Origin of the sequence: Enterobacter cloacae complex sp. CDL013, from assembly GCF_049238805.1 — a bacterium.
Classification (GTDB): domain Bacteria; phylum Pseudomonadota; class Gammaproteobacteria; order Enterobacterales; family Enterobacteriaceae; genus Enterobacter; species Enterobacter hormaechei_C.
Genome location: NZ_JBMKGT010000005.1, coordinates 77,772 through 94,676 on the forward strand (window position 1 = coordinate 77,772; position 16,905 = coordinate 94,676).

The following is a 16,905-nucleotide window of genomic DNA, read 5'->3' on the forward strand; positions in this document are numbered from 1 at the left end:
GCAGGGGTTTTTGCTTTTGCGCCAGTCTTCCGTCATGCCACCATGTTGTAGCTTATCGTGATCCCGGCGTCGTCCTTGCAGACCTGAGCTTTTACGCACCAGGTGTCCTCAATGTTTGCCGGCGTCAGAACCGCTTCGGGCGCGCCCGTGGCGGCGATCTGCCCTGCCTTCAGGAGGATCAGACGCTGGCAATAATTGGCCGCAAGATTGAGATCGTGCAGTGCAACCACCACCGTAAGCGGCAGCTGTGAAACGAGCCGCATCAGCTCCAGCTGGTGCTGAATGTCCAGGTGGTTTGTCGGTTCATCGAGCAACAGCACCTGCGGCTGCTGGGCCAGCGCGCGGGCTATCTGGCTTCGCTGGCGCTCTCCGCCAGACAAAGAGTGCCATCGCCGCTGGCGTAAGCGGCATAACTGCATCAGGCCAATCGCCTGCTCAACCGCAGCCTCATCGTCGCGCGAGGTTCTCTGGAATGTTTTCCGGTAGGGCGTACGCCCCAGTCTGACAATGTCCTCAACGGTCAGTTCTCCGTCGACCTCAGCATGTTGCGGGACAAACGCCATGTGCTGCGCGCGTTTTTTCAGCGGCATCATGCCGAGCGTTGTGCCATTAAGCGCCACGCGTTCGCTGAGTCGTGGAAACAGCCCGGCGAGACAGCGCAGCAGCGTCGACTTGCCCGAGCCGTTTGGCCCTAACAGGCCGATAATCTGCCCGGATGGCAGGTCGAGATCGATATTCTTAAGCACCGTCTGCGCTTGTCGGGTTACGGTTAACCCGGCCACAGTAATATTCATGGATGCTCCTTTCGGTTTTGATAAAGCAACGCCACAAAGACGGGGGCGCCCACCAGCGCAGTCACCACCCCGATGGGGAGAACCTGGTGCACAATCAGCGTGCGTGAGACGATATCGGCGAGGATCATAAAGTGGGCGCCGATAAGAAACGTCAGCGGGATCGAGCGACGATGGCCCGGCCCGCATAGCATGCGCGTCACATGGGGAATGACCAGCCCGACAAACCCCACTGCGCCGGTGGCGCTCACCAGCGTGGCGGTAACAATGGCACAGGTCAGCAATAAGACAATACGCACGGCGGTAACCGGGATCCCCAGCGTGGTGGAGACCTCATCCCCGAAGGTGAAGGTGTCCAGCGCCCGTGAAAAGAGCAATACCACCAGTAAACCCGCCAGCGTAACGGCCAGCGCCAGCAGCGCGTCAGGCCAGCGCACGCCGCTCAGACTTCCCAGCAGCCAGAACATGACGCTACGGGACTGCTCGGCATTGGCGGACGTGCTGACGACGTACGCGGTCATGGCGTTGAAGAGCTGGGTGCCCGCAATGCCAGCCAGCAAAATGCGCGACGGGCTTTCACTCATCCCGTTTGTTATCACCATGATGAGCGCAAAGGCGGCGCACGAGCCGACAAACGCACCGCTGCTCACGCCAATCACGCTTCCCCCCATGCCGAGAAGCATCACGCAGACGGCCCCCAGCGATGCGCCCGCGGAAATCCCCAGCAGATAAGGCTCAGCCAGAGGGTTACGCAGGATCGACTGTAACACCAGCCCGCACAACGCCAGGCCGCCTCCGCTGCACGCGGCCATTACTGCCCGGCTCATGCGATATTGCCAGACGATACCTTCCTCCGTTTGCGGCAACGCATAAGAGGTCAAACCCAGTCCGTTGAGGATCGCTTTCCCGGTACTGGCATACGACACCGGCATATCCCCGATACTGGCGGCAAAGACCAGCATCAGCGGCAGCGCCATGGCACCTGCTGCCAGTAAACCCTGCTGGCGGCGGTCAAAAGCGAAATGACTCATTGTTCATCCTGGAAAGAAGCCAGCCGATCGCTGATAAGCTCAACCGCATCGACGTTACGCAATGAAGGGTTTAACGACATCGCTGGCACCACGATGATGTGGTTGTTCCTGACCGCAGGCATGTTCTTTGTCACCGGGTCACTGCGCAAGAACGCTTTTTTTACCTCAACGTCATCGGCAGGATAGAGCCTGCGGGACATCCCGGCGATAACAATCACGTCCGGCTGCGACTGGGCAATATGTTCCCACGTTACAGCGGGCCATTCGTCGTGAGAGTCAATAATGTTCTTCAACCCCAACGTGCGGCTGATCCAGCCAGGCGCGCCGTAATTCCCCGCCACCCAGGGATCGCCATTCAGACGGCTGCTGGAGAACCAGAATACGACGCTAAGTTGTTTCGCGGAGGCGCGCGCCTGGGCCTTTTTAATACGCTCCGCCAGCGCACGATTGAGCTGCTCACCTCGCGCGGAAACATCAAAAATCGTCGCCAGATCTGTCACTTCCCGTGTAATTTCCGCCAGTGAAAACGGCGCGCTACGTGCTCCGTCTGCGTTTGAGGTTTCCGTTACCGTTTTATCCGTGCAGTCGGCAGGGGAGATCCACGTATTAATCCCCAGCGACGCAAACTGTTCACGGGTTCCCACTTCTCCCTGCGGACCAATGTGCCAGTGATACTGCGCGAGAACGAGTTCAGGTTTCTGCCCTACCACGGCCTCAAAGGAGGGGGAATTATCCGCAAGCCGGGGGAGGTTTTTCCCGGCATCCTCCAGCGTGGGTGGCAGCGTGCCGAACCAGACTGACGTCGCGGCGATGGTTTTCTCCAGCCCCAGTGCGAGCAGTAATTCTGTTTCATGCTGACCCACGGTCACGACGCGCTGAGGAGCCTGCGTAAAGGTCTGCTTTACGCCGCAATTTTCAATCGTGAGAGGCCAGGTGGTTGCGGCGAAAGCGGCAGGTGCCATGGAGAGCAGTGAAGCCAGAAATAACCCTTTTTTAAGTAACATAGAACGCTATCCGAAATTGTAATGTTATAACATAATACATATATTGCGATTTAGAGCAACACGCTCACCGTCGCTTGTTGCAGAAACGAAAGGCTGGACTATTCTCAACATACCCACCTGGCATTCGCGGGTTGCCTGAAAAATAACAAGATTTCTGACCTGGGGGAGTGAGGATGAAAAAGATCCTGCTCGCGTTTGCGTTCTGTTTTGCCGCCCTGAGCGCCTTCTCATCGTATGCCGCAGAGCCCCGCCAGGCGCCTACGGAGCAGGAGCGCGCCCGAACGGTCTATATCTTCCATCAGCCCATCGTCATGCTACAGGCGAAATTTGGCCTGACCACGCCGGAAGAGCGCGTTTTACGCATCCGCAACACCCTGCGCAATTTTACCGAGGCGGATGTGCGTGAGCCGCTCAGCATCGTCCCCGTGACCCGCTATAACCAGCAGGGACGGCTGATAGTGATGAACGGTAAGCCCGTGATGCTGCTGACGGAAGGGGATTTGGACGAAGGGGACGATCTTACCCTCGATCAGGCCGCACAGCGCGTGCTGGCGCGCATGGAAGCGCAGAGAATGGCGCTGCGCGATCAATACGATTCCGGCTGGCTGGCGCTGTCGACGGTAAAAACAGCCGCTGGCCTGCTGGCGCTGTTGCTGCTCTGCTACGGCGCGTGGCGATCCTGGCGCTGGTTTCGACGCGTCTACCGTCTGCGTATTGTGGAGAATCGCAGCCGGGTGCCGCAAAGCTGGCGGCGGTACATTGGCGCCATTGAGATTCGGCTTTACGCCTTGCTGATGTTCCTGCTGGGTTTGATTGGCTTTTACGTCTGGCTGAGCTGGGCATTCAGTCTGTTTCCGTGGACGCGGGTGTGGGGCACGTCGCTGGGAGACTGGACGCTTCGCGTGGTGCAGCAAATCGCCCTGGCGATTGTCTCGGCCTTGCCGGGGCTGACGATTGTTCTGATCATTTTCCTCATTACCGCTTTTATTCTGAAGCTTCTTAAGATGGTGCTGAATCAGGTGGAGGCTGGTCGTCTGCAACTTCCCGGCGTACATCCGGAAACCGTGGGGGCTACCCGTAAGCTCATTTCCGTTGCCGTCTGGCTATTTGCTCTCTCCGCCGCCTGGCCGTTTCTTCCCGGTGCAAACTCGCTGGCGTTTAAAGGTATTAGCGTCTTCTTTGGACTGATGTTAACGCTGGGTTCGGCAGGGGTGATGAACCATGCCATGAGCGGTCTGGTCCTGATTTACTCCCGCGCACTGCGTAAAGGCGATGTCATTCGGGTGGCGGATAACGAAGGTAAGGTCAGTGAAATTGGCATGCTGGCGACCAAAATTATTACCCGGGAAAATTATGTCGTTACCGTGCCCAACGCGGTGGTGGTGAGCGGTAAGATCACCAACCTGAGCGCGCTACAGCCCGATGGCAGCCTCAATCTGACGGTCAGCGTCACTATCGGTTATGACACCCCATGGCGTCAGGTGCATGCCATGCTGGAGCTGGCCGCGAAACGGGCAAAAGGGATTGACCTTTCCGAGCCGCCGCTGGTGCGCCAGTTAGGGTTAATGGACTGGTATATCGCTTACGAATTGCAGGTCCGCCTGCTGCCCGATCAGTCCCTCGCGGTTGCCCGCAATGAACTGCATAGCCAGATACAGGATGTGTTTAACGAATTTAACGTGCAGATCATGTCCCCGAATTTTGTTATGCAGCCAGAGGGCAGCGTGATGGTTGTCAAAGAGAACTGGTATACCGCGCCAGCCAAACCCCCTCAGGGCGAAACGTGACGGCCCGGTTTTTCCGTGGCAAGGCAAAATGTTACAGCTTTTAATCGACGATCGCCGATTTTACACGGGTCATCGCCAGAATGTTTTTTGAGCGCATATTTAATTTCTCGAGGATCCTCACGCGGTAGGTGCTGGTCGTTTTTTGTGACAATTGCAGCTTTTTCGCGATCTCATGGTTTTCCAAATGAAACAGCTTCAGCACGTCATATTCTCGTCGCGTAAAGGAGTGTGTTCTGAGCGCCCGGTAAAAGCGCATCAGCTGCTGAAAAGGGTGAGCAGTAAAATGCATCGACGAATAGATAATATTATCGATTCTCACTGCGCGGTTGGCTTCTATCTCATGCATCAGGACAATGTAATCACGCTTAACTTTTTTGACCTGCCGAATGGTTTTATTGCGTAACTTATCCTGTTCAATCGCAATGATAAAATCCATCGCCTGATCGACCCCATCAAGATCGTGAATATCCGCGTCATCGCGAATCAAATGGGTTGATGTCAGGGAGCTTGATACACCATGGCAAAGGTAATAGTTATCACTGATAAATAAAAAATTCATAATCGTCGTTAAATAAAGTCATGGCTATCTCTTAACGCAGTGATCTACGGTTAATGAGTGTTGTGCGAAAAAGAGTCTAAATGACCACCCGCGAATCTAATAAACGTTATGAATGTAAAAATAAATGTTTACATTTTAGCCAGTCGATGGCGAAGAAATCAGCGGGACGGAAGGGGAGGACGGAAGACGTGTAATGTTATGCAAATTCGTGCTTTACATCATGCTCAGAGATGTTTATAGTGCGCCTCACTTTGGAAGCGTGGCCGAGCGGTTGAAGGCACCGGTCTTGAAAACCGGCGACCCGAAAGGGTTCTAGAGTTCGAATCTCTACGCTTCCGCCAAATTCGAAAACCCTGCGATAGCAATATCGCAGGGTTTTTTCGTTATTCCAGCCCCAGCGTATACTGCGCGATTTTGAAGTAGATAATCAGCCCGGTCCCGTCGATTAGCGTGGCGATAAACGGTGCGGAGACCACCGCCGGATCGATTTTGCAGCGTTTCAGTACCATCGGGATCACCGACGAGACGATGGCGCTCCACAGCGTAATGCAGACCAGCGTCAGGCTGACGATGAGCGTGATTTCCATCCCAATACCCATCATCCAGGCGCGAACGCAGCCCGCCAGACCCAGCGTGGCGGCAATCATTAACGAGGTGCTGATCTCTTTGCGCAGCACGCGACCCACATCGCGAAGGTGGACTTCACCCAGCGCCATGGCGCGCACCAGCGTCGAGGTGATCTGCGTCCCGCTGTTTCCGCCGGTGCCAATCAGCAGCGGAATAAAGAACGCCAGCGCAATGGCGGATTCCAGCGCCTCTTCAAAATGCTGGATCACCGAGCTGGTATACGCTTCCGCGACAAACAGCAGCAGCAGCCAGACGGAGCGTTTCTTCCACAGGCTGAAGGCGCTGGTTTCCAGATAGGGCTTCTCCAGCGGCAGCGTCGCCCCCTGAAGCTGGGCATCTTCAGTAACGTCATCTTCCAGCAGATGGGCGATTTCACGCTCGGTAAGGCAGCCCACCAGCTTGCCGTGGGTCACCACCGGCACTACATCCGCACCCGCATGCGCCAGCAGCCCGGCGACATCCGCCCGCTCATCTTCCGGTTTGAGCTGAATAAAATCCGATATCATCAACCCCTTAACGGGCTGCACGGTGTCGGTGGCCTGCAACAATTTGCGTACGGCGATCAAACCCGCGAGGCGACCGTTATCTTCGATAAAAATATGCGACGGAATATCATCATCTTTTAATTTTTCAAAGAACTGCTCGCGTGCCAGAGCCACGCATAATGAAATATCAATAACGATAAAATCGGTATTCATATATTGCGCAATGGCGCTGTCATTGAAAGCCAGGTTTTGGTTGTGAATAGCGTAAGACATAGCAAATTCCCTTTGAATAATAAAATCTCTCAGGGGCGAGCAAGACAGGGCATGTCGGAAAGGAGATCCCCACGTCCTGGGTTCAGCACTGTACACCGTATCCCGCAAGGGAAGTTATACTGACAAAGCCTTGATTCGACAGTGCCTGTTTTACCCTGTGCCGGTTCTCTCGAACCCACCAGAGCGATAACGTTTATTTGTACAGGAGCCTCGCCATAACGAGATCGTTGTAAAACGAGAGGGATAATACGCTTATTTAAAACTGCTGCTGAGGAATTTTAATAATGTTGAAGAACGGTTTAAATGAATAGTATTAAACGCATGTTGAGGTTTTATTTAACTGTTTTCTTTTTAAATGGAGAATTCATTTGTTACCGGAGAGAGTAAAATGGCATGGCTGGACACGCTGCTGGATCATTTTGCGCATTATCCGACGCATCTGTTCGCGCTGCTCGTTGTTATGGCGTTGAGTAAATCGACGGTGCTGGTCTCCTCGGTGCTGCCGCCCGCATCGGTCATGCTGATGGCGGGGATCGCCGTCAGCCAGTCGAGTCTGCATCCCGGAATGACGTGGCTGGCGGTGGTGATGGGCGCTACGGCAGGTTCGGTGCTGAATTACCATATCGGCCAGCTGATGGGGCATACCCGGCTGGTGTCACGCCTCACCGCAAAACATGCCGATAAGATTCTGCGGGTACAGCATCAGCTGCAAAAGAACGGCGTAGTCGCGCTGTTCACGTCGCGTTTCCTGGCGGTGCTGCGTTATATCGTGCCGCTGGCGGCCGGCATGCTCAGGATGAGCGCGATGAAGGTTTACGTCGTTAGCCTGCTGTCAGCCTGCGCATGGGCGGCGCTGTATGTCGGCATCGTCACCGGCATCAGCATCTGAACGTATTCATCAGTTTGAGAAATGCTTCCCGAAAAAACGGTCACCAGTCTGTCACACTCAGCGTAACGATAAAAACGCATGAGGAAAAAGGGATGAGAAAAGCACTACTCGCTGTCGCCGTGGCAGGAACGCTTTCAGTGACGTTTGGGGCGCAGGCACAGGACACGCCGGATGGCTATCAGCTGGAACAGGTGCTCATCATGAGCCGCCACAACCTGCGCGCGCCGCTTGCCAATAACGGCAGCGTGCTGGAGCAGTCCACGCCGAAGCAGTGGCCGGAGTGGGACGTCCCGGGTGGACAGCTCACCACCAAAGGTGGCGTACTGGAAGTGTATATGGGTCACTATATGCGCGAGTGGCTGGCAGAGCAGGGGATGGTGAAGACGGGTGAATGCCCGCCAGCGGATACCGTCTATGCCTACGCCAACAGCCTCCAGCGCACCGTGGCGACCGCGCAGTTCTTTATCACCGGCGCGTTCCCCGGGTGCGATGTTCCTGTGCATCACCAGGAAAAAATGGGCACCATGGACCCCACCTTCAATCCGGTCATTACCGATAACTCCCCTGAGTTTCGCGAGAAAGCGCTGAAAGCGATGGAGACGGAACGGCAGAAAATGCAGCTGGATGAAAGCTACAAACTGCTGGAACAGCTGACAAACTACAGCGACTCGCCGTCCTGCAAGGAGAAAAAAGTCTGCTCCCTGACGGAGGCGAAAGATACGTTCAGCGCCGATTATGAAAAAGAGCCGGGCGTCTCCGGGCCGCTGAAGGTGGGTAACTCGCTGGTAGATGCTTTCACGCTACAGTATTACGAAGGCTTCCCGACAGACCAGGTTGCCTGGGGGGAAATCAAAACCGATCAGCAGTGGCGCGTGCTGTCGAAGCTGAAAAACGGCTATCAGGACTCGCTGTTTACGTCGACGGAGGTGGCGCAGAACGTGGCTAAACCGCTGGTGAAGTACATTGATAAAGCGCTGGTGACCGACCAGGCAAAAGCGCCAAAAATCACCCTGCTGGTAGGGCACGACTCTAACATCGCCTCGCTGCTGACCGCGCTGGACTTCAGGCCTTATCAGCTGCACGACCAGCAGGAAAGAACCCCGATTGGCGGTAAAATTGTCTTCCAGCGCTGGCATGATAAAAACACTAACCAGGAGCTGATGAAAATTGAGTATGTTTACCAGAGTTCAGATCAGCTGCGTAACGCCAGCGTACTGTCGCTGCAATCCCCTGCGCAGCGCGTGACGCTGGAGCTGAAGGGCTGTCCGGTGGATGGCAACGGCTTCTGTCCTGTCGATAAATTCAATGCGGTGATGGATAACGCGGCGAAATAGAAAATACCCCCCCGCGTGGGCGGGGGGAACGTTCAGACGTTTTTACGTTCGATGGTTTGCTCGCCCCAGAACAGCGAGTCTTTGTCGGTTTTTTCGAAGGCGCGAACCAGCACTTCATCGTTGCCTTCTTCCCAAATCTGCTCAGCCAGCTTTTCGTCATAATTGGCGACTTCAAAGATGGCTTCGGCAATCTCCGGAGAGGTATTGCGTAAACTTGCCCATTCGCCCACGTGGTGAGCTTTGGATTCTTGAGTTGGCATACTTGTCCTCCTGTTAGGTTAGCCGTTCAGTTTTTTGGCAAGACCCGCGACGTATTCACCCTGATAGCGGGCGATTGAAAGTTCTTCATTGCTTGGCTGACGTGAACCATCCCCACCGGCAATCGTTGTTGCGCCATAGGGCGTACCACCACGGACCTGGGAGACATCAAACAGTTCCTGCGCGCCGTAGCCAATCGGCACAATGACCATCCCATGATGCGCAAGCGTTGTCCAGGTGGAAGTGATCGTCTGCTCCTGGCCGCCGCCCGTGCCGGTAGAGCTGAACACGCTGGCCAGCTTGCCGTATAACGCGCCGGAGGCCCAGAGCCCGCCCGTCTGGTCGAGGAAGGTGCGCATCTGGCCGGACATATTGCCGAAGCGGGTCGGGGTGCCGAAGATAATGGCATCATAGTCCGCGAGCTCCTGCGGGGTGGCGACCGGGGCGTTTTGTGTTTTCCCCCCGGCTTTGGCGAAGGCTTCCGCCTGCATGGTTTCCGGTACGCGTTTAACCACGACCTCAACGCCGTCTACTCTGTTTGCGCCTTCTGCTACTGCGTGAGCCATGGTTTCAATGTGTCCATACATGGAATAATAGAGCACCAGAACTTTTGCCATTTTGCATCACTCCTCGTTGGTTTTTCTTACAGCGGATCGCTGCGTTCCTTTAAAGATATGACATCACAGCCAGACTGCAAAAATGAACGGCATTTCTTTGATATATAACAATATCTTTTCGTTACGTGCTTTGTAGCAAAATGAAACAACTTTCGCGGCGCGGATTTTTCAAAATATAAGAATGGCTTATGAATGACTTCCTCAATATTTCATACGAAAGGCTGAGATCATGTTGCAGAATATTACCTCTCGCTTGCCGGATAGCCGCATTACACTAAGCTTAGTTTCACGCGGCACAGATAAAGGCACTGTCCTTGAGCCGCGAGGTGAAAGAATCCTCTTTTACTGAATGCAATATGATGTCTAATGTTTCACACTCTGGAGGTTAGAGATGGCAAACCATCGTGGTGGTTCAGGTAATTTCGCTGAAGACCGTGAAAGAGCATCAGAAGCAGGTCGTAAAGGTGGCCAGTCTAGCGGGGGCAACTTTAAAAACGACCCTCAGCGCGCATCAGAGGCTGGTAAAAAAGGGGGTAAAAATAGCCACGGCAGCAACAAGTAGTACGCCGGGTTAACTCTCTGCCGCCGGGTTTCCCGGCGGTTTTTTTATGTCTGCTACATTGAACTGTCATCAAAGGCATCGCACACTACAGGATTGATTCTTCGTGCTGGTGTCCCATGTCCGTTTCCCGTTTTACCTTCTCCATTAAGCCTCAGGAAGCCATCCTGATTTTGATCACCATGTTCTGGGGCGGAACCTTTCTTGCCGTTCAGTACGCGGTCACGATGAGCGATCCGTTTTTCTTTGTAGGGCTGCGTTTTGCAACCGCTGCGGTTGCCGTGGCGCTTATTTCACTGAAAACCCTGCGCGGATTGACCCTGAGAGAGCTTAAAGCGGGTGTCGCCATTGGCGTGGCGATTGCCATGGGTTACAGCCTGCAAACGTGGGGGCTCCAGTCTATCTCCAGCAGTAAATCCGCCTTCATCACCGCCATGTACGTACCGCTGGTGCCGCTGTTGCAGTGGCTGTGCCTCGGCAGAATGCCGGGCCTGATGTCGTGCATTGGCATCGTGCTGGCGTTCATCGGCCTTATTTTATTAGCCGGGCCGGAAAATAATCTGCTGGCGCTGGGGCCGGGGGAGATCATCACTCTGGTGGGGGCCGTCGCCATTGCGGCAGAAATTATTCTGATTAGCGCCTGGGCAGGAAAAGTGGACGTCAAGCGGGTGACGGTGGTGCAGCTTGCCACCGCGTCGCTGGTGGCGTTCGCGACGATGGTGCCGGCAGGGGAGTCCGTCCCGCCGATGTCTACCGGGCTTATCGTCGTGGCGCTGGGGCTGGGCATTTTCAGCGCCATTATCCAGGTTACCATGAACTGGGCGCAGCGCAGCGTATCCCCGACACGGGCGACGGTCATTTACACCGGTGAACCGGTGTGGGCGGGTATTTTCGGGCGACTCGCCGGGGAGCGTCTGCCGCTGCTGGCGCTGGTGGGCGCGGCATTTATTATCGCCGGGGTGCTGGTGAGCGAGTTGAAGTTAAAAAAACGACGTAAGGCGACTGCCGGATTGAGCGCTGAACAAGGGGCAGATAGCTAACAACGCGCACCCTGTCCGTTTAGCCCGGCGGCGCTTCGCTTGCTCGGGCCTACTTGCCAATTGTAGGCCGGGTAAGCGTAGCGTCACCCGGCAAGAATGCGGCACGTATTTCAGGTGGAAGGGGTGATGGCTTTTCCTTGCGGTACATTCCTTTTCCGGCGGCTCAGCAGGGCGTTGAGCAGGATCGCGCCGAAGGTCGCCGTGCCAATCCCGCCTACCGTAAACCCGCCCAGCGTCAGGGCGAAATCACCCGCCCCCAGCACCAGTGTCACCGCCACCATGATCAGGTTACCGTTCTGGCTCAGATCAACATGATTCTGCACCCAGATACGTGCCCCCGCGACGGCAATAAGACCAAATACCACAATCGAGGCGCCGCCAATCACGGGTGCCGGGATGGTGTGGATCAATGCGCCGAATTTTGGGGAAAAGCCGAGCAGCATCGCCATCACCGCCGCCGCCACGAAGACCAGCGTCGAGTAGACTTTGGTTACTGCCATCACGCCGATGTTTTCCGCGTAGGTCGTCACGCCGCTGCCGCCGACCGAGCCGGAGAGCATGGTCGCCAGACCGTCTCCCACAAACGCCCGTCCCATATACGGGTCCATATTGCGGCCGGTCATTCCCGCTACGGCTTTCAAATGGCCCAGGTTTTCAGCCACCAGAATCACCGCGACAGGCGCGATGAGCATCATCGCCTGAGCGTTAAAGGTGGGCGAGGTTATGTGCGGCATGCCGAACCAGGCAGCCTGATGAATCAGTGTGAAATCAACCGGTTTGCCGAGGCCGAACACGTTCGCCAGCAGCGCGTAGACCAGACAGGCCGCAATCAGCCCGACCAGTATCAGCAGCCGCTGGATCATGCCGCGCGTAAAGACCGCCACCACGCCGATGCACAGCACCGTAATCACCGCCATCCAGCTTTCAAACGGTGAGCCGGAAACGCTCTTCACCGCAATCGGCGCGAGGTTCAGGCCTATCGCCATCACCACCGCCCCGGTGACGACGGGGGGCATCATCCGCTCGATCCAGCGTGTGCCGACTTTCATCACCACCAGACCGGTCAGGGTGTAGACCAGCCCACAGGCGATAATGCCGCCGAGGGCCACGCTCAGGTTGGGGTTAATACCCTGACCGTTAAACCCGGTCGCTGCAATGACCACCCCAACGAAGGCGGCGCTGGAGCCCAGATAGCTGGGCACACGCCCGCCGGTGACAAAAAAGAACAGCAGGGTACCCATACCCGACATCAAAATGGCGAGGTTAGGATCCAGCCCCATCAGCATGGGCATCAGCACCGTCGCACCAAACATCGCGACCGCATGCTGCACGCCCATCACCATGGTCTGCCCGAGCGGGAGCCTTTCATCCGGCGCGACCACGCCTGCTTCTGTGGAGGTCGATTTCAACTGCCAGTGGGGAAGTCCGAACATGATCTGTCTCCTGAATGCGGATTAACAGGCGGGTCGCATAAGTGCGTGATAGCCGCGGTCGAACCACACCAGCCCTTGCGGCGCCGGGTGGCGTACGATGGATACGATGTCGCAAAACAGAATGTCGTGAGTGCCAACGCTCACCACCTGGCTGATGCGGCAGTCGAACGAGGCCAGCGCATTTTCCAGACGCGGGCAGCCCGTGTCGCCTGTCTGCCAGCGGGCAGCGGCAAAGCGGTCCGCCATCGGCGTTTTCCCGCCAAACAGGTTGGATAAAGGCTCCTGTCCGGCACTCAGCGTGTTAACGCACAGGGTGCGGTTCTCGCTGAAAATCGGCCAGACCGACGCGCCGCGGTTCAGGCACACCAGCAGGGTAGGCGGGGAATCCGTGACGCTGCATACCGCGCTGGCGGTGAAGCCCGCCAGGCCTGCCGGGCCGTCGGTGGTAATGATATTGACCGCTGCGCCGACGCAGGCCATAGCGTCGCGAAAGGTTTGTTTATCCGGTGTCATCACGTTCGCTCCTTACGCCAGCCCGCAGGCATCGTCAAAGGCCAGACGCGGCAGGCGTCCGTACAGTTTGGTCGTATCGCCATAGCCGATGTTAATCAGCAGATTGCTTTTGAGTAGCGTGCCCGTGAAAAATGCCGCGTCCACTTTTTCCCGGTCAAAACCCGACATCGGCCCGGTGTCCAGCCCGAGCGCGCGGCAGGCGAAAATCAGGTACGCGGCCTGCATTGAGCTGTTGCGAAAGGCGGTCTCTTCCGCCAGCGCGGGGCTTGCGGTAAACCAGCTTCTGGCATCGCCGTGCGGGAACAGTTCAGGCAGGCGCTCATAAAACTCGCTGTCCCAGGCGACAATCGCCGTGACCGGGGCAGTGAGCGTTTTCTCAAGGTTGCCGCTGGAGAGCGCCGGGCGCAGCTTCTCTTTTCCTTCCGGGCTTCGCACAAACACAATGCGCGCCGGGGAGCAGTTGGCGGACGTCGGCCCCCATTTCATCAGGTCATAAATCTCGCGCAGCGTCTCGTCACTGACCGGTATATCCAGCCAGCCGTTATGGGTACGTGCGCCGGTAAACAGCGTTTCCAGCGCGGCGTGCGTGATGGCTTCGCTCATTCAAACTCCTTACAAAGCGGGTTCTGGGCTGTGCAGCAGGCTGGCAAGCCCGTTCAGCAGCAGAGTGTTAAAGTTGTCCGGCGCGGTCACGTTGCAGGCATGCCCGCCCTGACGCATGACCGTTTTACGGGCGTGCGGGAGTACGGCGTGCAGTTCATCAGAACAGACGGACGGCACCAGCAGATCGTCGGTGGAACAGATAATCTGCACGGGGCAGCGAACGCGTGCAGCGTGGCGGCTGAAATCGGCCTGCTTCAGCGCATGCAGCCTGCGCAGCAGATTGGCTTTGCCCTGAAAATGGGCCAGCGCCAGCGCGTCCTCGGCCTCCAGCCGCGGGGCACGGGCGGCCATCCAGTCTGCCGGGTAGAGGAACAAGGGCTGTGCCTCTACCCACGCCTGCGCGCCGCCCGCATGCAGCAGACGTTCGCGAACGTCAAAACAGCGTCGGGTATGGGCATTGAGCGTCAGCCAGCCGTTGACGCAGACCAGCGCGGTAAGGGCGTCGGGCTTATCGATGGCCAGCCGCAGGCCCACCAGCGCCCCCAGCGCGTGGCCGACCACGCAGTAACGGGCGATCCCTGCCCCGGCTAACGCCAGTGCGAGCTCGTCGGCCATGTGTGCGAGGGTGTAGTCTTCCGGCAGGGTATCCGGGTTATTCCCCGTGCCCCGCTGGTCGTAGCACACCACCTGATACTCCTGCCCCAGCACGGCGAGCTGAGGCAGCCAGTAGCTCCCGCTGCCGCCGAGCCCGGCAATCAGTACCACCACGGGCGCGCCCGCAAAGGGGGGCGGGGAAATGGACAGTTTCATGGCGGCCTCACTTCGCGATGTGCGCAACGGTGGCAATTTCAACCAGCGCGTCCGGCTTTACCAGCCCGCACTGGATGCAAAACCGCGCCGGTTTATCGCCCGGGAAAAACTCCGCGTAGATTTCGTTAATCGCGGCGTAGTTTTTCCAGTCGGTGATAAAGATGCTGTTGAAGGTCACGTCCTCCATCGTGCCACCCGCCGTTTCGATCACGGTTTTGATCGTCTCCAGCACGTGGCGGGTTTGCGCCTTTGGGTCATCGATAAATACCACGTTGTTGTCTTTATCAAACGGCAGCGTGCCCGAGACATACACCACGCCGTCGGCGAGGGTGCCGGGAACGAAGGGGGCAATCGGGGTGCTGGTGCCCGGCGGAATAATCACGGATTTCGGCATAGCGGTTCTCCTCAGGCGATGCGGGCGAGCGGGGGATTCAGCGCGTCGCAGAAATCATTGACGTTACTGACCCAGCCAAAAAAGGTTTCGATATTGAACAGGGCGGCTTTCTGGGCAAAATCCGGCCCGGCCTGATGGGTAGCGTCTTCCAGCACCACGCCAAAATACTCGAGGAAAAAGCCGTCGCGCAGGGTCGACTCCACGCAGACGTTGGTGGCAATGCCCGTAAAGACCAGATGACGAATGCCCCGGCTGCGCAGCAGGCTGTCGAGCGGGGTATTGAAAAAGCCGCTGTAGCGCGGTTTCGGCAGTACGATATCGCTGGCTTCCGGTACCAGCTCATCCACCAGCTGATAATCCCAGCCGCCTTTCGCCAGCAGCGTGCCCTGGAGTTCTGGCCGTTGGCGCATGGTTTTCAGGGCGTTGGATTTGTGAAAGTTGGGGGAGCCGGGACCACCAGCTTCGACGTACTGGTCGTCCCAGCCGTTCTGGAACCAGACGATGAGCATGCCCGCAGCGCGCGCAGCGTGCACGGCGGTTTTGATGTTCTCAATCACCGGCTGCGTGGTGGAGACGTCAAACCCGGCCAGATCCAGATACCCGCCTTTACTGGCATAGGCGTTTTGCATATCCACCACGATCAGCGCGCTGCGCTGCGCGTCAAAGGTAATGGCTTCCGGGCGAGCGTTGAGGGTCGTCATTACGCCACCTCCTTCGTCACGGCAGGGATGTGGGCGCGGCACTGCATCAGCGGCTGAATGCGCTCGCCGAAGGTTTCCACGCCGGTGAGAAAATCATCGAAGGTCAGCAGCACGCCTTCGGCGCCGGGCACGGCAGCCACTTCGTCGAGCATTCTGGCGACGCTGGCATACGAGCCAACCAGGGTGCCCATGTTGATATTGACGGCAGACGTCGGGTCGGCCATCTGGCGAACGTTGGTGTCCGCGCCGGAGCGGGTATCCTTCTGGCTCTGCTCGGTCAGCCAGCTCAGCGCTTCGTCATCCGCGCCGTCCTTGTATCGTTCCCATTTGGCGCGCGCGGCGTCATCGGTTTCGTCGGCAATCACCATAAACAGCACGTAGGAGCCCACGTCGCGCCCGGTTTTATCGGCGGCCGCTTTCATGCGTGCCGCAGTGGGCGCGAAGGCGGCAGGGGTGTTAACGCCTTTGCCGAAGCAGAAGTTGAAGTCGGCGTATTTCGCGGAGAATTCCATCCCGGCGTCGCTCTGCCCGGCGCAGATAACCTTCATCGGCACCGACGGCTGCGGGCTGACGCGGCAGTCGTTCATGGTGAAGAAATCGCCTTTGAAATCGCTTTTGCCGGTGCCCCACAGATCGCGCAGCACCTGCACATATTCAGTCAGGTAGTCGTAGCGACGGGAGAAGTAATCGTCCCCCGGCCAGATCCCCATCTGCTCGTACTCCGGCTTTTGCCAGCCGGTGACCAGGTTAACGCCAAAGCGCCCGCCGGAGATGGAGTCGATGGTGGAGGCCATCCGCGCCACGATCGCCGGGGGCAGGGTAAGGGTGGCGGCGGTGGCGTAGATCTGGATCCGCGAGGTGACCGCCGCCAGGCCCGCCATCAGGGTAAAGGACTCCAGGTTGTGGTCCCAGAATTCGGTCTTACCGCCGAAACCGCGCAGCTTGATCATCGAGAGCGCAAAGTCGAAATGGTAATGCTCCGCTTTCTGCACGATGGCTTTATTCAGCTCAAAGGTCGGCATGTATTGCGGGGCAGTGGTCGAGATAAGCCAGCCGTTGTTGCCGATCGGTACAAATACGCCAATTTTCATCACGAACCTCTCTTCATTACGTCGCAGGTGTCACGATGTTTTTGCAAAGGCAGTGCCAGTTTTGAAAATCACTTTGTTATTAGGGTGTTAAATGATGGTTGTTGAA

At 57.1% G+C, this 16,905-nt stretch carries 19 protein-coding genes, 1 tRNA gene and 1 riboswitch; of the genes, 6 read left to right on the forward strand and 14 right to left on the reverse strand.

Annotation, left to right across the window (positions count from 1 at the left end; all coding sequences use genetic code 11):
- Positions 1–32: 32 nt before the first annotated feature.
- The 3 genes from ACOTXD_RS10950 to ACOTXD_RS10960 are packed head-to-tail and all read right to left on the reverse strand — an operon-like array spanning position 33 to position 2,826.
- Entirely contained in the window at positions 33–794 is a 762-nt protein-coding gene (locus ACOTXD_RS10950; protein WP_061856356.1) for an ABC transporter ATP-binding protein, read from the reverse strand.
- Positions 791–1,822 (reverse strand): FecCD family ABC transporter permease, encoded by a 1,032-nt coding sequence (locus tag ACOTXD_RS10955; RefSeq protein ID WP_115469747.1) that lies wholly within the window; start codon positions 1,820–1,822, stop codon positions 791–793. The genes ACOTXD_RS10950 and ACOTXD_RS10955 overlap by 4 nt, the downstream gene beginning before the upstream one ends.
- Positions 1,819–2,826, reverse strand: a complete 1,008-nt coding sequence (locus ACOTXD_RS10960; RefSeq protein ID WP_061856358.1) for an ABC transporter substrate-binding protein — start codon at positions 2,824–2,826, stop codon at positions 1,819–1,821. The genes ACOTXD_RS10955 and ACOTXD_RS10960 overlap by 4 nt, the downstream gene beginning before the upstream one ends.
- A gap of 173 nt (positions 2,827–2,999) precedes the next feature.
- On the opposite strand from ACOTXD_RS10960, the gene ACOTXD_RS10965 reads away from it, so the two are divergent.
- Positions 3,000–4,613 (forward strand): mechanosensitive ion channel family protein, encoded by a 1,614-nt coding sequence (locus ACOTXD_RS10965; protein ID WP_061856359.1) that lies wholly within the window; start codon positions 3,000–3,002, stop codon positions 4,611–4,613.
- A gap of 40 nt (positions 4,614–4,653) precedes the next feature.
- Here the strand turns inward: ACOTXD_RS10965 and ACOTXD_RS10970 are convergent, their stop codons facing one another.
- Entirely contained in the window at positions 4,654–5,172 is a 519-nt protein-coding gene (locus ACOTXD_RS10970) for a LuxR C-terminal-related transcriptional regulator (protein WP_003858117.1), read from the reverse strand.
- A gap of 253 nt (positions 5,173–5,425) precedes the next feature.
- Here ACOTXD_RS10970 and ACOTXD_RS10975 point away from each other — a divergent pair.
- Positions 5,426–5,513: transfer RNA gene (locus ACOTXD_RS10975), tRNA-Ser, on the forward strand.
- 42 nt (positions 5,514–5,555) lie between these two features.
- On the opposite strand, the gene ACOTXD_RS10980 is transcribed toward ACOTXD_RS10975, so the two are convergent.
- Positions 5,556–6,557, reverse strand: a complete 1,002-nt coding sequence (locus tag ACOTXD_RS10980) for a magnesium transporter (protein WP_015570882.1) — start codon at positions 6,555–6,557, stop codon at positions 5,556–5,558.
- A gap of 60 nt (positions 6,558–6,617) precedes the next feature.
- A riboswitch (M-box (ykoK) riboswitch) is annotated at positions 6,618–6,787 on the reverse strand.
- A gap of 158 nt (positions 6,788–6,945) precedes the next feature.
- Between ACOTXD_RS10980 and ACOTXD_RS10985 the strand changes: the two genes are divergently transcribed.
- Positions 6,946–7,446, forward strand: a complete 501-nt coding sequence (locus tag ACOTXD_RS10985) for a DedA family protein (protein WP_003858113.1) — start codon at positions 6,946–6,948, stop codon at positions 7,444–7,446.
- 92 nt (positions 7,447–7,538) lie between these two features.
- The gene (agp, locus tag ACOTXD_RS10990; protein WP_032657984.1) at positions 7,539–8,780 is read left to right on the forward strand and encodes a bifunctional glucose-1-phosphatase/inositol phosphatase; all 1,242 of its coding nucleotides are present in this window, start codon (positions 7,539–7,541) and stop codon (positions 8,778–8,780) included.
- A 32-nt stretch (positions 8,781–8,812) separates the two neighbouring features.
- On the opposite strand, the gene ACOTXD_RS10995 is transcribed toward agp, so the two are convergent.
- Both ACOTXD_RS10995 and wrbA read right to left on the reverse strand, forming a co-directional pair.
- A complete protein-coding gene (locus ACOTXD_RS10995; RefSeq protein WP_006809324.1) occupies positions 8,813–9,040 on the reverse strand; it encodes a YccJ family protein in 228 nt (75 codons plus the stop codon).
- A gap of 18 nt (positions 9,041–9,058) precedes the next feature.
- A complete protein-coding gene (wrbA, locus tag ACOTXD_RS11000; RefSeq protein WP_006809323.1) occupies positions 9,059–9,655 on the reverse strand; it encodes an NAD(P)H:quinone oxidoreductase in 597 nt (198 codons plus the stop codon).
- A gap of 391 nt (positions 9,656–10,046) precedes the next feature.
- Between wrbA and ACOTXD_RS11005 the strand changes: the two genes are divergently transcribed.
- Entirely contained in the window at positions 10,047–10,217 is a 171-nt protein-coding gene (locus ACOTXD_RS11005; RefSeq protein WP_001273664.1) for a general stress protein, read from the forward strand.
- A 116-nt stretch (positions 10,218–10,333) separates the two neighbouring features.
- Positions 10,334–11,254, forward strand: a complete 921-nt coding sequence (locus ACOTXD_RS11010) for a DMT family transporter (RefSeq protein ID WP_003858106.1) — start codon at positions 10,334–10,336, stop codon at positions 11,252–11,254.
- A 110-nt stretch (positions 11,255–11,364) separates the two neighbouring features.
- Here ACOTXD_RS11010 and rutG read toward each other — a convergent pair whose 3' ends face one another.
- Genes rutG through rutA form a run of 7 tightly spaced genes read right to left on the reverse strand, consistent with a single transcriptional unit; the run spans position 11,365 to position 16,799 of the window.
- The gene (gene rutG, locus ACOTXD_RS11015; RefSeq protein WP_061856360.1) at positions 11,365–12,687 is read right to left on the reverse strand and encodes a pyrimidine utilization transport protein G; all 1,323 of its coding nucleotides are present in this window, start codon (positions 12,685–12,687) and stop codon (positions 11,365–11,367) included.
- 21 nt (positions 12,688–12,708) lie between these two features.
- The gene (rutF, locus tag ACOTXD_RS11020; RefSeq protein WP_015570873.1) at positions 12,709–13,200 is read right to left on the reverse strand and encodes an NADH-dependent FMN reductase RutF; all 492 of its coding nucleotides are present in this window, start codon (positions 13,198–13,200) and stop codon (positions 12,709–12,711) included.
- Between the two features lie 12 nt (positions 13,201–13,212).
- On the reverse strand, positions 13,213–13,803 hold the full coding sequence (locus ACOTXD_RS11025) for a malonic semialdehyde reductase (protein WP_058675228.1): 591 nt from the start codon (positions 13,801–13,803) through the stop codon (positions 13,213–13,215).
- 9 nt (positions 13,804–13,812) lie between these two features.
- On the reverse strand, positions 13,813–14,613 hold the full coding sequence (rutD, locus tag ACOTXD_RS11030) for a pyrimidine utilization protein D (RefSeq protein ID WP_061856361.1): 801 nt from the start codon (positions 14,611–14,613) through the stop codon (positions 13,813–13,815).
- Between the two features lie 7 nt (positions 14,614–14,620).
- Positions 14,621–15,007 (reverse strand): pyrimidine utilization protein C, encoded by a 387-nt coding sequence (rutC, locus tag ACOTXD_RS11035; RefSeq protein ID WP_032608979.1) that lies wholly within the window; start codon positions 15,005–15,007, stop codon positions 14,621–14,623.
- 11 nt (positions 15,008–15,018) lie between these two features.
- A complete protein-coding gene (gene rutB / locus ACOTXD_RS11040) occupies positions 15,019–15,708 on the reverse strand; it encodes a pyrimidine utilization protein B (RefSeq protein WP_023324432.1) in 690 nt (229 codons plus the stop codon).
- The gene (rutA, locus tag ACOTXD_RS11045; RefSeq protein WP_003858092.1) at positions 15,708–16,799 is read right to left on the reverse strand and encodes a pyrimidine utilization protein A; all 1,092 of its coding nucleotides are present in this window, start codon (positions 16,797–16,799) and stop codon (positions 15,708–15,710) included. Before rutA ends, rutB begins: the two co-directional genes overlap by 1 nt.
- Between the last annotated feature and the right edge of the window lie 106 nt (positions 16,800–16,905).

Bases quoted from the DNA above. Each gene is read 5' to 3' on its own strand.
- ACOTXD_RS10985 (WP_003858113.1), top strand. From the start codon at position 6,946: ATGGCATGGCTGGACACGCTGCTGGATCATTTTGCGCATTATCCGACG.
- ACOTXD_RS11025 (WP_058675228.1), bottom strand. From the start codon at position 13,803: ATGAGCGAAGCCATCACGCACGCCGCGCTGGAAACGCTGTTTACCGGC.
- ACOTXD_RS10955 (WP_115469747.1), bottom strand. From the start codon at position 1,822: ATGAGTCATTTCGCTTTTGACCGCCGCCAGCAGGGTTTACTGGCAGCA.
- ACOTXD_RS10965 (WP_061856359.1), top strand. From the start codon at position 3,000: ATGAAAAAGATCCTGCTCGCGTTTGCGTTCTGTTTTGCCGCCCTGAGC.
- ACOTXD_RS11005 (WP_001273664.1), top strand. From the start codon at position 10,047: ATGGCAAACCATCGTGGTGGTTCAGGTAATTTCGCTGAAGACCGTGAA.
- ACOTXD_RS10970 (WP_003858117.1), bottom strand. From the start codon at position 5,172: ATGAATTTTTTATTTATCAGTGATAACTATTACCTTTGCCATGGTGTA.
- ACOTXD_RS11010 (WP_003858106.1), top strand. From the start codon at position 10,334: ATGTCCGTTTCCCGTTTTACCTTCTCCATTAAGCCTCAGGAAGCCATC.
- rutB (WP_023324432.1), bottom strand. From the start codon at position 15,708: ATGACGACCCTCAACGCTCGCCCGGAAGCCATTACCTTTGACGCGCAG.
- rutC (WP_032608979.1), bottom strand. From the start codon at position 15,007: ATGCCGAAATCCGTGATTATTCCGCCGGGCACCAGCACCCCGATTGCC.
- rutF (WP_015570873.1), bottom strand. From the start codon at position 13,200: ATGACACCGGATAAACAAACCTTTCGCGACGCTATGGCCTGCGTCGGC.
- rutD (WP_061856361.1), bottom strand. From the start codon at position 14,613: ATGAAACTGTCCATTTCCCCGCCCCCCTTTGCGGGCGCGCCCGTGGTG.
- ACOTXD_RS10980 (WP_015570882.1), bottom strand. From the start codon at position 6,557: ATGTCTTACGCTATTCACAACCAAAACCTGGCTTTCAATGACAGCGCC.
- agp (WP_032657984.1), top strand. From the start codon at position 7,539: ATGAGAAAAGCACTACTCGCTGTCGCCGTGGCAGGAACGCTTTCAGTG.
- ACOTXD_RS10950 (WP_061856356.1), bottom strand. From the start codon at position 794: ATGAATATTACTGTGGCCGGGTTAACCGTAACCCGACAAGCGCAGACG.
- rutG (WP_061856360.1), bottom strand. From the start codon at position 12,687: ATGTTCGGACTTCCCCACTGGCAGTTGAAATCGACCTCCACAGAAGCA.
- ACOTXD_RS10960 (WP_061856358.1), bottom strand. From the start codon at position 2,826: ATGTTACTTAAAAAAGGGTTATTTCTGGCTTCACTGCTCTCCATGGCA.
- rutA (WP_003858092.1), bottom strand. From the start codon at position 16,799: ATGAAAATTGGCGTATTTGTACCGATCGGCAACAACGGCTGGCTTATC.
- wrbA (WP_006809323.1), bottom strand. From the start codon at position 9,655: ATGGCAAAAGTTCTGGTGCTCTATTATTCCATGTATGGACACATTGAA.
- ACOTXD_RS10995 (WP_006809324.1), bottom strand. From the start codon at position 9,040: ATGCCAACTCAAGAATCCAAAGCTCACCACGTGGGCGAATGGGCAAGT.